The sequence below is a fragment of the Bradyrhizobium sp. NAS96.2 genome (assembly GCF_001908235.1).
GTDB lineage: Bacteria > Pseudomonadota > Alphaproteobacteria > Rhizobiales > Xanthobacteraceae > Bradyrhizobium.
The window spans coordinates 24032-38597 of the sequence record NZ_LGHK01000096.1; the positions used below are offsets into that span (position 1 = coordinate 24032).

The window sequence follows — 14566 nt, forward strand, 5'->3', positions numbered from 1 at the left end:
TTCGTCCCTCCCCGATTTTTCAGCGAGGGTATCGCATCGGGCAGGCTCAGCTACGGGACAGATTGGCGCAGCGGGACACGCTCACCGCCGCAAGCGTTGATCCCTGATCGGCCCCGCCGATATCGGCGCCACCTTCTGTGTCAGCCGCTGGCGGCCGACGAGGCCGGCCGTCGCCAGCATGAGGACACCGCCGAACCACCAGGACCCGATCACGAACTCCCAGGCCCGCGGCGGAATCTCGTCGAAGATGATCCCGTAGACCGACACCAGCGCAGCCAGCGCGGCGAGGAAGATACCGCCCGCGCTCATGAGCTCGACGGCATCGATGCGGCCCGTCGCGCGCAAGGCCGGCCTCGGAATATCGATGCCGAGGTAGAAGCCGGCGGCCCCGATCACGATCGCCGTCACGATGAACGCAAGCGTGCCGAAGACCGCGACATGGCCCTTCGCCAGCTGCGCGGCGACGAAGGTGCCGGCCATGGCCCCCGCCATCGCCAGGCCGGTTCGCTGCAACACATGCGCGGCGCGGCTGACCATCATCAACTCGCGGGCGATCACGGCCCTCTCCTTCGGCCTGGACATGATCCTCATCTGCGGTGTTCCTTTCCTCCGCTTCGCTCCGATCGCTTCACTGCGAATCCATCCATCCCGTCATTGCGAGCGAAGCGAAGCAATCCACAGCGCGGCAAATACGGCGATGGATTGCTTCGTCGCTACGCTCCTCGCAATGACGAGGTTGAGGTTCACACCCTCCCGGAGCCGAAGCACTCTGCTCGACGCCCTAGAACGGGTAGTAGCGGATCTGCGACATGATGATGTGATCGTCGGTCCTCGGCGCGCCGCCGACACCTGCGAAGGCGAAGCGCTGGTTGTAGGAGTACTGGACGCCGGCCTTGATCGCCCCGTAGTCACCCTTGAAGATCGTGTCGTAGAAGCCGGCGGTATACTGCCTGACCTCCGAAGTGTTGCCGTTGCAGGTCGCGGCCGGCGAGTTCTCGATGTTGCAGCCGAGATTGTTGTAGAGCGGATTGCCGTAGCCGAACGGCACCGAGCCGACATTGGAGAACGTCGCCTTGGTCTTCTCGAGGCCGGCATAGGCGTAGAGATCGAGCGACGGCGTCGTGTGCCAGACCGTACCGAGCAGGAACGCCGTGATCGGCAGCGGCTGGATCGTACCGTCCTGGCGCACCGTCGCATCCGGGAACGGCGCCGCGGTGAAGCGGCCGAGCGCGCCGTGCGACGCGGAGCCCTGCAGCTCGAGCAGCTTCGGCACGATCTCCGCCGAGAAATGCCCGCCGAAGCTCACCGTGTTGACGTCGTGATTGGCGAAGTTGAAGCGATCGTAGAAGTCGCGATACAGCGCCCAGCCCTCGACATGCAGCTTGTAGGGCCCGAGCCGCGGATCCCACGCCCCCTTCACGGTGAAATCAGGCACGTGATTGAGGCTGACATTGTTGGCGTTGTTGAAGAAGCTGCCGCCCGGACCGGTGAGGTTGACCAGCAGGTTCGGATTGAGCACGCCCTGCGGCCCGACCGCAGGCGTGCCGACCAGCGGCGTGTTGCCGCCGAAGAACGAGGTCTGCGGATTTTCGGCCGAGACCGCGAGCTTGAATTCAGGCCCGATGTCCTGCCAGACCCGGATGCCGGGCTGCCGGGCCGCGAGGAAGCCGGGCACCGATTCGAAATCGATCACGCCGGGCGCATCGACCGAACGCGGATCGATGCCGGCCTTGCTCGGCGCGTTCAGCGACCAGCTCTGGCCGGCAAGGACATGCAGGCCGAGATCGGTGCGATCGACCTCGACGCTGGCCTGCCGCAGCCGCGGGTTGAAGGAGTTGGTCGCAACCGAGCTCGCGGTCTGCGCCGCGCCTTCGAAATCCATTTCGCCGTAGCCGGCGACGCGGGTGTTGGCGAACACCTCGGCTTCCGCAAGCACCGAGAAGCGGGTCTGCCGCGCCGAGAAGCGCGACTCGCCGGTGTTGAAGTTCTTGCTCTGCGGGAACGGAATGAAGGCGTAGACCGAACCGGTGTCGGAGGCGAGATTGCGGGTGCGATAGATGCCGGTGAGATCGACCCAGCCGCCGAAGGTGAAGGTAACGCCCTTGTAGCAGAGCTTGCCCGATGCGCAGGGATCGAACGGCACCGGCGCCTTGGCCGCCATCTTCGTGTTTTGCATTGCGCTCTGCCTTGCCGCCAGCGCCTCCTCCTTGCGCGCCTGCACCTCCATCTTCTGTTCGAGCTGCTTGAGGCGTGCCTTCAACACCTTCAGCTCCGACGCATCGTCATCCGCCAACGCTGGACCTGCCGACAACAGCATGCTGCCGAGCAGAATTCCCCCGAGAATTCGCATCGCTTCCTCCACACGAGGTTGTTTCCTCAGGCGAGAGAGAGCGGTACTCGGGGAATGATATTCGCGGCGACCCGCAAGATTGCGGTCACGTTTTTCTCATCGCGACTGCAGGAATAGATTACGGTGATGGACGATATCGCGCGCGAGGGAGTAATGAGTCCGCTCGGTGCGGAGGGCGCGCATCCGCCTCACGGGACCTGCGGAGGTCTGCGATCTCGCGCGAAGAACACCGGGATGGACGCGTAACACACCGGTCCCGGCAGCGAATTGTCGTTCGGGCGGCTGTTTTCAGGCCGCCGTGGACAGCCGATGGACAAAGGACAGCAACATGATCGGTGAAGTCATTGTGATTGGCGACCTGAAGCTGCGAAAGAACGCCGCGCTCGACGAATACAACCGGCTCGGCGAACGCATGTACGATATTGTCAGCCGCCTTCCGGGATTCGTCTCGGTGAAATCGTTCAAGGCGGCGGATGGCGAAGAGATCACCTTGTTTCGCTTCGCCTCGGAGGAAGCGCTCGAAGCCTGGCGCAGGCATCCCGACCATGTCGAAACAATGCAACGAGGACATGCCGAATTTTACGCCAGCGGATTCCTGCAAATCTGCAAGGTGATCCGCGAGGTCGGCCCCTTTGAACATTCCTGAGCGCCCGGCAGCAACGCGCAACCACGCAGGGCAATTCACGCAGCACCATGAAGGTGACTTCGCGCCTTCGCGTGAGTTTTTCTAACGCCATGCGCGAGTTTTTGCGGGATTGTCCGGCTCGGAGTTTAAGGATAGCTCCGTACCGAGATCAGTCTCGGTCAGCAAATGACCTTCGCAGAGGTCACGAACCGGAGACACGACGAACATGGTGGACGACACGAACGTTCGGGCTGGCCAGTGCCATTGCGGTACGGTGCGTTTCAAGGTGACGCTCAGCGACGGCTTCAACTCGATCCGCCGCTGCACCTGCTCCTACTGCCGCATGCGCGGCGCCGTCGTCGCCATGGCCGAAATGGGCGGGATCAAATTCCTGCAGGGCGAGGACGCGCTGACAAGCTACCGCTTCCATAGCGGAACGGCGCAGCACTTCTTCTGTTCCCGCTGCGGAATCTACACCCATCATCAACGACGCTCGGACCAGAACCTCTATGCCGTCAACGTGGCTTGCCTCGACGGAGTCAGCCCGTTTGATTTCCCTGACGTGCCGGTCATGGACGGCGTCAATCACACCAACGACACCGGCAAGCCAACGCGTCGCGCCGGCACGCTCCGTTTCATCCCGACTGACTGAGCGACGTTTGCTCAAAACAGCGGCGGGATCTGCGCGACCTTCAGCGGGCCCAAAAACACCGCGCCGTCGGCGAAGCGCAGCGGGAAGCTGCGCGCCTTCTTGCCTTCGAGCGTGGCCTCGGTGCCGAGCGAATTGATGCCGGCCGAGATGCCGGCATTGGCGTTCTGCTTGATCACCTTGCCGAGGCCGGGGATCGCGCGATCCAGCGCGCCGAAGAGATTGCTGAGATCCTGGCTCTTCACGCCCGGCGCGACGCGATCGAGCGTCGACTGCGGCACGCCCTCCTCCAGCATCTTGTCGATGCCGAGCGCAGGGATGACGCGCTCGAGGCCGGCGACCGTCATCTGCAACTCGCCCTCGATGCGCCCTTGCGCGTTGAGGCGGAGCGTGCCGGCCGCGACCGACAGCACATCGCCCTGCTCGATCCGCGACTGCTGGATCTCGACGCTGCCGCCGGCCGCCTGGATCTCGCGGAAACGATCCGGCCACGGCTTCGGCGAGAAATCCTTCAACCCGTTCAGCCGCGCATGGATGTCGGCGTTGAACGGCTGGGTGAGCAGCGGATGCACCTCCTGCAAGGTGCCGCCGGCAATCTGCAGCACGGTCTCGATCGCGGGATTGTCCGGCGCCGAGCCTTCGACCTGGCGGCCGTGCAACTCGATGTGATTGACGCGCATCAGCGGCGTCGGCGCGGGACCGCCGGTGCGGTCGATGGCGAGATCGTCGAACACGAGCGAGGCGCGCTGCGGCACCGCCGGCAGACCGACCACGCTGGCGCGTCCGAGGCGCCAGTCGACCGACAGCGTCGGCTGCGCGTTGCGCTCGGCGATCGAGGCGGGGCCCTTGAACTCCGCGATCACGAGCTTGGGATCATAGATCTGCGCCACGACCAGGATTTCGGCCAGCCGCGCCACGAACGACATCTGCGGCGAGGCGGTCTGCGACACCAGCATCACGCTGGGCTGCTCGCAGCGGATCTCGAGCCGGAACGGGTAACCCGCCACCGAGCGCTTGTCGCAATCATAGACCCGGCCGGCCTTCGCCTCCTGCGCGCGCCAGGCATCGGCCTGCACACCGACCTGCGAGGCGGCGAAGAACCAGAATCCGCTCCACAGCACCGCGGCGATCAGGACCGCGACGGGGACGGCATAGAGGCCGAAGCGCGAGCGGCGGCGGGGGGCAGAGGTCAAATCGGACATGCGGCGTCCTTTGGAGCGCGAATTTGTCAAAATCTAAGCGGCTGCACGGCTTGAACAACCCTTGACCAAGCCCTGAGCAACCCTTGGAAACATCACGGAATCTGCTTCGCTTGGGCGGCCCGTTCTGCTAGCCCATCAGCGCGATGTCAGCAAATCCCCCCCATTCCGAAACCGACGGCGACCTCTGGGTGTTCGGCTACGGCTCGCTGATGTGGAAGCCGGGCTTCGAGTTCCTCGAGCAGGTGCCGGCGCGGCTGATCGGCGAGCATCGCGCGCTCTGCGTCTATTCGTTCGACCACCGCGGCACGCCGGAGAAGCCGGGCCTGGTGCTCGGGCTCGACCGCGGCGGCGCCTGCCGCGGCATCGCGTTCCGCGTCGCCGCCCGGCTGCGCCACGACACCATCGCCTATTTGCGGGCGCGCGAGCAGACCACCAACGTGTATCGCGAGGTGATGCGCTCGGTGTGGCTGGAGAATGCGGCGCGCGATCGCGTCTCTGCGCTGGCCTATGTGGTCGACCGCGGCCATGTGCAATATGCCGGGCGGCTGTCGCTAACCGAGCAGTTGCGCCTGGTGCAGCAGGGCCATGGCCGCTCCGGCAACAACCGCGACTATGTGCTCTCGACCGTTGCCTCGATCGAGAAGCAGGGTTTTCGCGACACCCAACTGCACCAGCTCGCGACCATGCTGCATGATGCCGGCCCGCTTCATCGGGACGCACGTGCCGCTGACGGGCTCGATCCGGCCTGAGCGCGGAACCTCGCGCGAATTCTTGCCACGGCGCGAACAACATTGTGGTCTCAATTTCCGGTCGCTGGAATGGAATGACCGGAATGCGCCCCTCATTGCTCAAGCTCGCCGCACTCGGCCTGCTGTTGCTGCTCAACACTCCATCCTATGCCGGACTGCGAGAGGATGGCGCGGCGTGCGACGCCAGGGATCCGCATCCGGAGCTCGCGATCCCCGCCTGCACCCGCCTGATCGCGGCCAATCCCAGGGGACGCGACCTTGCGATCACCTATTACAACCGCGCGCTGGCCTGGCATAACAAGGGGGACCTGGAGAAAGCCAAGGCGGACTACGATCAGTCGATCGCGATCAATCCGTCGTTTGCACCGTCCTATGGCCAGCGGGCCAAGGTCTTCCTGCAGAACCAGGACTATGACCGCGCGCTGAGCGATTTCGATCGGGCGATCCAGCTCAAGCCTGCCGGCCCGTTCAGCGCCGGCTGGTTCAACAATCGCGCCGAGCTGTTCGTTGCCACCGGCGATTATGATCGCGCGCTGGCCGACTACGGCAAGTCGATCGAGCTCGATCCCAACTCGTGGTACGCCTATGTCAATCGCGCGCTGGTCTATGATTTCAGCGGCAAGGACCGGCTCGCGGCGCTGCATTGCCAGGATGCGATCAAGCTCGCGCCCCGCGCGGCCGGCCCGTATTATTGCCGCGCCGTGGTCGAGATCAGCGCCGGCGATCTCGACAATGCCGCGCTGGATGTCGACCGCGCGATCGGCATCCAGAATGGGCAACCCGAGTTCTACTCGCTGCGCGGCCTGACGCTGGCGAGCAAAGGCGAGCTCGATCAGGCCATCCGCGACTACGACCACGCGACGCAACTCAATGCCCAGGGCGCGCTGAACTACGCACGGCGCGGTCTCGCCGACGAGAAGAAGGGCGATATCGACGCGGCGCGCGCCGACTTCCGGCACGCGCTCGATGTCATCGGCCTCGACCAGCTCGACCGCACGCAGGGCCAGCGCGTCGCCAGGGAAGGCCTGCAACGGCTGGAGAAGGTCGCCACCACGGAGAAGAGCGTCGGCACGGATCACGCCGCGGCGAAACCTGCTCCCGCGCTCGCCACGGCCGTTCCGGCCGCGCCGATCGGCACGGGCTCGAAGGCGGCGCCCGAAAAGCGCGTCGCCCTGGTCATGGGCAATTCAAAATACCGCTCCGTGCCGGTGCTGCCGAACCCCGGCCAGGACGCCGCGGCGATTACCGATACGCTGCGCGCGGCGGGCTTTCAGGATGTCCGCCTCGTCACCGACGCCACGCGCGACAGCCTGGTCGAGGCGCTTAAGTCATTCGCCAACGCGGCCGATGGCTCCGACTGGGCCGTGATCTATTATGCTGGGCACGGCATGGAGATGGCGGGCGAGAACTATCTGGTGCCGGTCGATGCCAAACTCGCGACCGACCGCGACGTGCAGTATGAGGCCGTCGCGCTGACCCAGGTGATGGGCGCCACCGAAGGGGCGCGCAAGCTGCATCTCGTTATTCTCGATGCCTGCCGCGACAATCCGTTCGCCAACCAGATCAAGCGCACCGTCGCGTCACGCTCCATCGGCAGGGGCCTGGCCCAGGTCGAACCCGACAGCGGCACGCTCGTCGTCTACGCCCCAAGCACGGCCAGGTCGCGCTCGACGGCGACGGCGGTCATAGCCCGTTCGTGACCGCGCTGATCAAGCGCATGCAGACGCCCCGGATCGAGATCCGCAAGCTGTTCGACCTCGTGCGCGACGACGTGATGGCCGCAACGGACAGGCGGCAGCAGCCCTTCAGCTATGGCTCGGTTCCGGGAAGCGAAGATTTCTACTTCGTCGGCGCGAGCCAGAACGCGGCGAAATAGTCTGCGGACGTCAACCGCGCCTGGCCGCAACCCGGCAAATCGCGGCGGAGGTGTGGCGGCGCCCTGTGACATTTAGGCTTTTGCATCGCGGCGCGGACGGATAGAAGCTCATCCGCAAACATCGCTCGCTGATGCAATGAACCTCTCCGCTCCCTTTGTCCGCCGGCCGGTCGGCACCACGCTGCTGTCGCTTGGACTTGTCGTGGCGGGCATCATTGCGTTCTTCAAGCTGCCGGTGTCGCCGCTGCCCGACGTCGACATCCCGACCATCATGGTGCAGGCGACCTTGCCCGGCGCCAGCCCCGCCGACGTCGCCGCCACCGTGGCAAGCCCCCTGGAACGGCATCTCGGCCAGATCGCCAGCGTCACCGAAATGACCTCGGTGTCCTCGCTCGGCAACGCCCGCATCACGCTGCAATTCGACATCGACCGCGACATCAACGGCGCCGCGCGCGACGTGCAGGCTGCGATCAATGCGGCGCGCGCCGACCTGCCGACCAACCTCCGCGCCAATCCGACCTACCGCAAGTTCAACCCGGCCTCGGCGCCGATCCTGATCTACACCCTGACCTCGGACACGCTGACGCCGGCCGAGCTCTATGACGCCGCCTCGACCGTGCTCGCCCAGAAGCTGTCGCAGGTCGAGGGCGTCGGCGAAGTCTCGGTCGGCGGCGGCTCGCTGCCCGCGGTGCGCGTCGAGCTGATCCCGCCGGCACTCTACAAATACGGCATCGGGCTCGAGGACGTCCGTGCCGCGCTCTCGAGCGCCAACGCGCACAGCCCGAAGGGCGGCATCGACGTCGGCGACCAGCGCTACCAGATCTACGCCAACGACCAGGCCCGCAAGGCCGCCGACTACAAGCCGCTGGTCGTCGCCTACCGCAACGGCGCGGCGGTGCGGCTGACCGACGTCGGCGACGTCATCGATTCCGTGGAGAATGCGCGCACGCTCGGCCTCGCCAACGGCAAGCCGGCCGTCGTGATGATCGTGTACCGGCAGCCGGGCGCCAACATCATCAAGATGGTCGACAATGTGAAGGGGCTGATGCCGCAGCTCAGAGCCTCCGTTTCGCCCGCGATCGACATCACGCTGGCGATGGACCGCTCGAAGACGATCCGGGCCTCGCTGCACGACGTCGAGATCACGCTCCTGATCGCGGTCGCGCTGGTGATCCTGGTCGTGTTCGCGTTCCTGCGCAATGCGCGGGCGACGCTGGTGCCTGTGGTGGCGGTCGGCGTGTCGCTGATCGCGACCTTCGCCGTGATGTATCTGCTCGGCTACACGCTCGACATCTTCTCGCTGATGGCGCTGACGGTGGCGACGGGCTTCGTGGTCGACGACGCCATCGTGGTGCTGGAAAACATCACCCGCCACATGGATGCCGGGCTGTCGCGGCTGGAGGCGACGCTGGTCGGCACCCGCGAGGTCGGCTTCACCGTGCTGTCGATGAGCGTGTCGCTGGTCGCGGTGTTCGTGCCGATCCTCTTGATGGGCGGGCTGGTCGGCCGCCTGTTCCGCGAATTCGCCATGACCATCACGATCGCGATCGTGATCTCGCTGGTGGTCTCGCTGACCACGACGCCGATGATGTGCGCGGTGCTGCTACGCAAGGAGGAAGGCCAGCCGCATGGCCGGATCTACCGGATCAGCGAGCGCCTGTTCGAGCTGCTGCTGGGCGGCTACCGCGCGACACTCAGCCTCGCGCTGCGCCATCCGCTCTTGGTGATGCTGATCCTGGGCTCCACGCTCTATCTGAACTTCCATCTCTACAGGGTCGTGCCGAAGGGCTTCGTGCCGCAGCAGGACACCGGGCTGCTGGTCGGCTCGATCCAGGCCGACCAGAGCACCTCGTTCCAGCTGATGCAGCAGAAGCTGACCCAGTTCATCGACATCGTGAAATCAGATCCGGCGGTCGATACCGCGGTCGGCTTCACCGGCGGTGGCGGCGTCGGCCCGGGCGGCACCAATACCGGCACCGTGTTCGCCTCGCTGAAGCCGATGGGCGAGCGCAACCTGCGCGCCGACAAGGTGATCGAGCGGCTGCGCGAGCCATTGGCGCATGTGGCGGGCGCTACCCTGTTCCTGCAATCGATCGGCGACCTCGGCGCCGGCGGACGCTCGGGCAATGCGGCGTATCAATACACGCTGAAGGGCTCGACCTTCGCGGAGCTGAACGAGTGGACGCCAAAACTCGTCGCCGCGCTGCAGAAGGAGCCGACCCTCGCCGACGTCAACAGCGACCAGCAGAACAAGGCGCTGCAGGCCAATCTGGTGATCGATCGCGACGCCGCCTCGCGGCTCGGCATCACCGTCAGCCAGCTCGACAACACGCTCTACGACGCGTTCGGGCAGCGCCAGGTCTCGACCATCTTCGTCGCGCGCAACCAGTATCACGTGATCATGGAGGTCGCGCCGCGCTTCTCGCAGGACCCGCAGACCTTGAAGGAGGTCTACATCTCGACCTCGGGCGGATCGGCGAGCGGCACGCAGAGCACCAATGCGGTGGCCGGGACCGTGGCCTCGCCGTCGCAGAAGAGCACGATCAGTTCGGTCGCCGCCAACGTGGTGCGCAATCAGGCGACCAATTCGATCGGCGCCACCGGCAAGGGCGTCGCCTCGACCGGAACCGCGGTCTCGACCAGCGCCGAGACCATGATCCCGCTGTCCAGCGTCGCGCGCTTCGAGCATGGCGATACGCCGCTCTCGGTCAATCACCAGGATCTCTTGGTGTCCAGCACCATCTCGTTCAATCTGCCGCCGGGCGTCTCGCTGAGCACGGCCACCACCACGATCGAGACTGCGATGCACGCGCTCGGCATGCCCGCCGGCATTTCCGGCGGCTTTGCCGGCTCCGCGAAGATCTTCCAGCAGGCGTTGGCGAACGAGCTGTTCCTGATCCTCGCCGCGCTCGCGACCATCTACATCTCGCTCGGCATGCTCTATGAGAGCTACATCCACCCGCTGACCATCCTCTCGACCCTGCCTTCGGCCGGCGTCGGGGCGGTGGCGGCCTTGATGCTGTCGCACACCGATTTCGACATCATCGGCATGATCGGGGTGATCCTCTTGGTCGGCATCGTCAAGAAGAACGCCATCATGATGATCGACTTCGCGCTCGACGCCGAGCGCCAGCGCGGGCTGTCGTCGCGCGATGCGATCTACCAGGCCTGCCTGATGCGCTTCCGCCCGATCATGATGACGACGCTCGCCGCTTTGTTCGGCGCGGTGCCGCTGATGATCGGCCTCGGCGAAGGCAGCGAGCTGCGCCAACCGCTCGGCATCGCGATCTTCGGCGGACTGATCCTGAGCCAGATCCTGACGCTGTACACGACGCCAGTGGTCTACCTCTATCTCGACCGCGCGAGGCTGTGGACCCAGCGGCGCCGCGCGGCGCGCCGCGCACGCCGGGCGGCGGCAAGCGCTTCGTGAATTGTTTGAGCATGATCTTTTCCGGAAAACCGCTTCGCACTTTTCCGGATCATGCTAGCAGCCGTTGACAGGCCATCGCCGATCTTGCCAACTTGCAACGGGTTGGCAGGCGCAAGGAACCAGGCCGTGACTCCAGCACCTGAAATCGCCGCGTCGCGCTGGTTCAACAGCAACGAACCGCTGACCCTGGCCGGGCTGCGCGGCCGCCCGGTGCTGCTGCACGCGTTCCAGATGCTGTGTCCCGGCTGCGTATCGCATGGCACGCCGCAGACCCAGCGCGCGTTCGAGCTGTTCAAGCATTCGGACCTCCAGGTGATCGGGCTGCACACCGTATTCGAGCACCACGCGGCGATGACGCCAGTGTCGCTGGAAGCCTTCATCCACGAATACCGGCTGACCTTCCCGATCGGCGTCGACGCGGCCGGCGAAGGCACGCCGATCCCCGTCACCATGCAGCGCTACGGCATGCAGGGAACCCCGACCAGCATCCTGATCGGCCGCGACGGCAACATCGTGCATCACGGTTTCGGCCAGCAGAGCGACATGGCGCTCGGCGCCATCATCGCGGCCGAGCTTGCCGCACCGCACGGCTGAGGCCCAGCAACCCCGTTCACGCAGCCGCGTTATGACGGCATCGCGCGAGGCATGATACCGTTTGGGAAACCCGGGAGGATCTCATGAAGACCTATCAGCTCTACATCAACGGCCAGTATGTCGACCCGGCCAATGGCGAGTGGTTCGAATCGATCGATCCCTATCGCGGCGAGGCCTGGGCCAAGATTCCGCGCGGCACGGCCGCCGACGCCGACAAGGCGGTCAAGGCCGCAAACGAGGCGATGTGGAACGGCCCGTGGGCGAAGATGACGGCCTCCGCACGCGGCAAGGCGATGCGCAAGCTCGGCGACGTCGTCGCCGCCAATGCCGAGCGCCTCGCCGAGATCGAGGTGCGCGACAACGGCAAGCTGATGGCGGAGATGCTGGGCCAGCTGCGCTACCATCCGGAGTGGTGGTGGTATTTCGGCGGCCTCGTCGACAAGCTCGAGGGCGGCCTGGTGCCGATCGACAAGGCCGAGACCTTTGCCTACACGACGCATGAGCCGGTCGGCGTCGTCGCGGCGCTGACCGCCTGGAATTCGCCGCTGCTGTTCGTCGCCTGGAAATGCGCCGCCGCGCTCGCGGCCGGCTGCGCCGTGGTCGTCAAGCCGTCTGAATTTACTTCAGCCAGCACGCTGGAGTTCGCGGCGCTGACGAAAGAGGCCGGGATTCCCGACGGCATCTTCAACGTGGTGACCGGCTTCGGGCCCGAGGCCGGCTCCGCGCTGATCTCGCATCCCGGCGTCGCCAAGATCACCTTCACCGGATCGGACACGACCGGCGCCAAGGTCTACGAGACCGCGGCCAAGAGCCTGAAACGCGTCTCGCTCGAGCTCGGCGGAAAGTCGCCCAACATCGTGTTCGAGGATGCCGACCTCACGGCGGCTGCGGCCGGCGCGATCTCCGGCATCTTCGCCGCCACGGGACAGACCTGCATCGCCGGATCGCGTCTCCTGGTGCAGAGCTCGATCAAGGAGAAGTTCGTCGCCCGCGTGCTGGAGCTGGCGAAATCCGCCAAGATCGGCGATCCCATGCAGTCGGACACCAATGTCGGCCCGATCACGACGCCGGCGCAGTACAAGAAGGTGCTCGACTACATCGACATCGCCAAGGCCGAAGGCGCGCGCTGCCTGCTCGGCGGCAAGCCGGCATCTGGCGACGGCATCAAGGGCGGGCAATTTGTCGAGCCGACCATCTTCACCGATGTCGACAACACCATGCGGATCGCGCGCGAGGAGGTGTTCGGCCCGGTGCTGTCGATCATCTCCTTCGACACCGAGGAAGACGCCATCCGGATCGCCAACGACACCATCTACGGCCTCGCCGCCGGCATCTGGACCAAGGACCTCGCCCGCGCCATCCGCGTGCCGAAGCAGCTGCGCGCCGGCACCGTGTGGGTGAACACGTATCGTGCCATCAGCTACATGATGCCGTTCGGCGGCATGAAATTTTCAGGCGTCGGCCGCGAGAGCGGCATCGACGCGGTGCGCGAATATCAGGAGACCAAGAGCGTCTGGATCTCGACCGCGACCGACGTGCCGGCCAATCCCTTCGTGATGCGGTGAGGGCTAACGTGTCGTCATAGGCCGCAAGCATTGCTGCGCTCCCACCCGCAAGCGGGAGAGGTGCAGCGTGCGCGCCGCTCGACCGACTGAATGGAAGTCAACGCCCCCCTACCCCTTCGCGGGGCTCGGCACGCCGCCGAACAATTTCGCCTGCTCGGCGCGGCCGGCGTCGACGATGCGGGTGGTGGCGGTTTCGATCTGGTCGCGCAGGCGGGTCATGAACTCGTCGCGCGGCAGGCCCGGCGGCAGCGGATCGAGGAACTCGACCACCAGCGTGCCGGGATAGCGCATGAAGGTGCGGCGCGGCCAGAACAGCCCGGAATTGAGCGCGATCGGCAGGCACGGCACGCCGCTCTCGGCATAGATCTGCGCGACGCCGGCCTTGTAGTTCGGCGCGGCGCCGGGCGCAGTGCGGGTGCCTCGGGGAAGATCACGAGCTGACGGCCGAGCTTCACCTCGGCGGCGGCGCGCTTCAGCGTCTTGATCAGCGAGCGCGGGCCGCCGCCGCGTTCCACCGAGATCATGCCGACCTTCTTCAGGTACCAGCCGAACACCGGGATCATCATCAGCTCGCGCTTGAGGATGAACAGCGGGTGCTCGAAGCAGCGCACCAGCGCAAACGTCTCCCAGAACGACTGGTGCTTGGAGGCGACGACCAGTGGTCCCGGCGGGATCTTCTCGACGCCGCGGAACTCGATCCGGATGTTGCAGATCACGCGCATCAGGAACAGGCTGATGTTGGCCCATGCGGCCTCCAGCGCCATCAGCGCGCCGCGCGGCAGCAGCAGCGCCGGCAGCGCGACGATGCAGAGCAGCACCAGCACCAGATAGAACAGCACGTTGAAGATCAGCGAGCGCAGGAAGATCATTTCAGTCCTTGTTTGACGCCTGCGCCGTCGCCGGGCGGCGTGGCGCCGCTGCCGGCTGCTCGGCGAGATCGGAGGTCAGGTCGAGGCCGATATCGGCGAGCCGCACCCGGACCTCCGCGGCGACATATTTGGCGTATTCCGATAGCAAGAGACGGAACGTTCCGCCACTCGTCCACCACGGCTCGTCGCGCCATTTGTCGCCGACCACCGCGAACGGGATCAGCGTGATGTCGGGCATCGCATGCGACAGTTCCACGATGGCGCGCGGCATGTGGTAATTCGAGGTCACCACGATCAGCGATTTGAAGCCGCGTTCGCGCGCCCAGCGCCGCGTCTCCGCCGCGTTGCTGCGGGTGTTGATCGCCGAGCGGTCGAGATCGACGCAGCAGCGCATCAGCCCCTGGCTGTCCGGCACCGAACGCGAAATATCGCTGGCGTCGTTGGTCGGGTGCACGCCCGAGATCAGCAGGCGCTTGCCGTAGCCGGCCGCCAACAGCTCCATCGCATCCGACACCCGCGACGAGCCGCCGGTCAGCACCACGATGCCGTCGGCATTGTGCGGCGGGTCGGTCTCGACGCCGCGCAATTGCGACAGGAAGCCGATGAAACCGACCGCGGCCGCCACGAAGGCCAGCGCCAGCGGCGCGACGATGGCGG

At 65.8% G+C, this 14566-nt stretch carries 12 protein-coding genes and 1 pseudogene; 8 read left to right on the top strand and 5 right to left on the bottom strand.

Annotation, left to right across the window (positions count from 1 at the left end; translation table 11 throughout):
• Positions 1-81: 81 nt before the first annotated feature.
• Both AC628_RS21465 and AC628_RS21470 read right to left on the bottom strand, forming a co-directional pair.
• On the bottom strand, positions 82-591 hold the full coding sequence (locus AC628_RS21465; protein WP_074128744.1) for a hypothetical protein: 510 nt from the start codon (positions 589-591) through the stop codon (positions 82-84).
• Positions 592-781: 190 nt separating this feature from the next.
• Positions 782-2350 (bottom strand): hypothetical protein, encoded by a 1569-nt coding sequence (locus AC628_RS21470; protein WP_245321260.1) that lies wholly within the window; start codon positions 2348-2350, stop codon positions 782-784.
• Positions 2351-2678: 328 nt separating this feature from the next.
• Here AC628_RS21470 and AC628_RS21475 point away from each other — a divergent pair, with 328 nt between their 5' ends.
• Positions 2679-2996 carry an antibiotic biosynthesis monooxygenase family protein gene (locus AC628_RS21475; protein WP_074128753.1) on the top strand — a complete coding sequence of 106 codons (318 nt, stop codon included), beginning with the start codon at positions 2679-2681 and terminating at the stop codon, positions 2994-2996.
• 205 nt (positions 2997-3201) lie between these two features.
• Positions 3202-3627 (top strand): GFA family protein, encoded by a 426-nt coding sequence (locus AC628_RS21480; protein WP_074128746.1) that lies wholly within the window; start codon positions 3202-3204, stop codon positions 3625-3627.
• An 11-nt stretch (positions 3628-3638) separates the two neighbouring features.
• On the opposite strand, the gene AC628_RS21485 is transcribed toward AC628_RS21480, so the two are convergent.
• Positions 3639-4826, bottom strand: a complete 1188-nt coding sequence (locus AC628_RS21485) for a DUF2125 domain-containing protein (protein ID WP_074128747.1) — start codon at positions 4824-4826, stop codon at positions 3639-3641.
• Between the two features lie 143 nt (positions 4827-4969).
• Here AC628_RS21485 and AC628_RS21490 point away from each other — a divergent pair, with 143 nt between their 5' ends.
• The 6 genes from AC628_RS21490 to AC628_RS21510 all read left to right on the top strand — a co-directional run bounded on the left by AC628_RS21490 (position 4970) and on the right by AC628_RS21510 (position 13040).
• The gene (locus AC628_RS21490; protein WP_074128748.1) at positions 4970-5575 is read left to right on the top strand and encodes a gamma-glutamylcyclotransferase; all 606 of its coding nucleotides are present in this window, start codon (positions 4970-4972) and stop codon (positions 5573-5575) included.
• Between the two features lie 83 nt (positions 5576-5658).
• Positions 5659-7275, top strand: coding sequence for a tetratricopeptide repeat protein (locus AC628_RS21495; RefSeq protein WP_168193419.1), 1617 nt, complete (start codon positions 5659-5661; stop codon positions 7273-7275).
• Positions 7272-7451 carry a hypothetical protein gene (locus AC628_RS42175; protein ID WP_083633067.1) on the top strand — a complete coding sequence of 60 codons (180 nt, stop codon included), beginning with the start codon at positions 7272-7274 and terminating at the stop codon, positions 7449-7451. The genes AC628_RS21495 and AC628_RS42175 overlap by 4 nt, the downstream gene beginning before the upstream one ends.
• Positions 7452-7587: 136 nt before the next feature.
• Positions 7588-10881 (top strand): efflux RND transporter permease subunit, encoded by a 3294-nt coding sequence (locus AC628_RS21500; RefSeq protein ID WP_074128749.1) that lies wholly within the window; start codon positions 7588-7590, stop codon positions 10879-10881.
• Positions 10882-11007: 126 nt separating this feature from the next.
• Positions 11008-11475 carry a peroxiredoxin family protein gene (locus tag AC628_RS21505; protein WP_074128754.1) on the top strand — a complete coding sequence of 156 codons (468 nt, stop codon included), beginning with the start codon at positions 11008-11010 and terminating at the stop codon, positions 11473-11475.
• A gap of 83 nt (positions 11476-11558) precedes the next feature.
• The gene (locus AC628_RS21510; protein ID WP_074128750.1) at positions 11559-13040 is read left to right on the top strand and encodes an aldehyde dehydrogenase; all 1482 of its coding nucleotides are present in this window, start codon (positions 11559-11561) and stop codon (positions 13038-13040) included.
• A gap of 108 nt (positions 13041-13148) precedes the next feature.
• On the opposite strand, the pseudogene AC628_RS21515 reads toward AC628_RS21510, so the two are convergent.
• Positions 13149-13909: pseudogene (locus tag AC628_RS21515) on the bottom strand (lysophospholipid acyltransferase family protein).
• A gap of 1 nt (position 13910) precedes the next feature.
• The gene (locus AC628_RS21520; RefSeq protein WP_502689756.1) at positions 13911-14561 is read right to left on the bottom strand and encodes a YdcF family protein; all 651 of its coding nucleotides are present in this window, start codon (positions 14559-14561) and stop codon (positions 13911-13913) included.
• Positions 14562-14566 lie beyond the last annotated feature (5 nt).

Excerpts from the sequence above, each read along its gene's own strand:
- AC628_RS21465 (WP_074128744.1), bottom strand. The coding sequence starts at position 591 with ATGAGGATCATGTCCAGGCCGAAGGAGAGGGCCGTGATCGCCCGCGAG.
- AC628_RS21470 (WP_245321260.1), bottom strand. The coding sequence starts at position 2,350 with ATGCGAATTCTCGGGGGAATTCTGCTCGGCAGCATGCTGTTGTCGGCA.
- AC628_RS21475 (WP_074128753.1), top strand. The coding sequence starts at position 2,679 with ATGATCGGTGAAGTCATTGTGATTGGCGACCTGAAGCTGCGAAAGAAC.
- AC628_RS21480 (WP_074128746.1), top strand. The coding sequence starts at position 3,202 with ATGGTGGACGACACGAACGTTCGGGCTGGCCAGTGCCATTGCGGTACG.
- AC628_RS21485 (WP_074128747.1), bottom strand. The coding sequence starts at position 4,826 with ATGTCCGATTTGACCTCTGCCCCCCGCCGCCGCTCGCGCTTCGGCCTC.
- AC628_RS21490 (WP_074128748.1), top strand. The coding sequence starts at position 4,970 with ATGTCAGCAAATCCCCCCCATTCCGAAACCGACGGCGACCTCTGGGTG.
- AC628_RS21495 (WP_168193419.1), top strand. The coding sequence starts at position 5,659 with ATGCGCCCCTCATTGCTCAAGCTCGCCGCACTCGGCCTGCTGTTGCTG.
- AC628_RS21500 (WP_074128749.1), top strand. The coding sequence starts at position 7,588 with ATGAACCTCTCCGCTCCCTTTGTCCGCCGGCCGGTCGGCACCACGCTG.
- AC628_RS21510 (WP_074128750.1), top strand. The coding sequence starts at position 11,559 with ATGAAGACCTATCAGCTCTACATCAACGGCCAGTATGTCGACCCGGCC.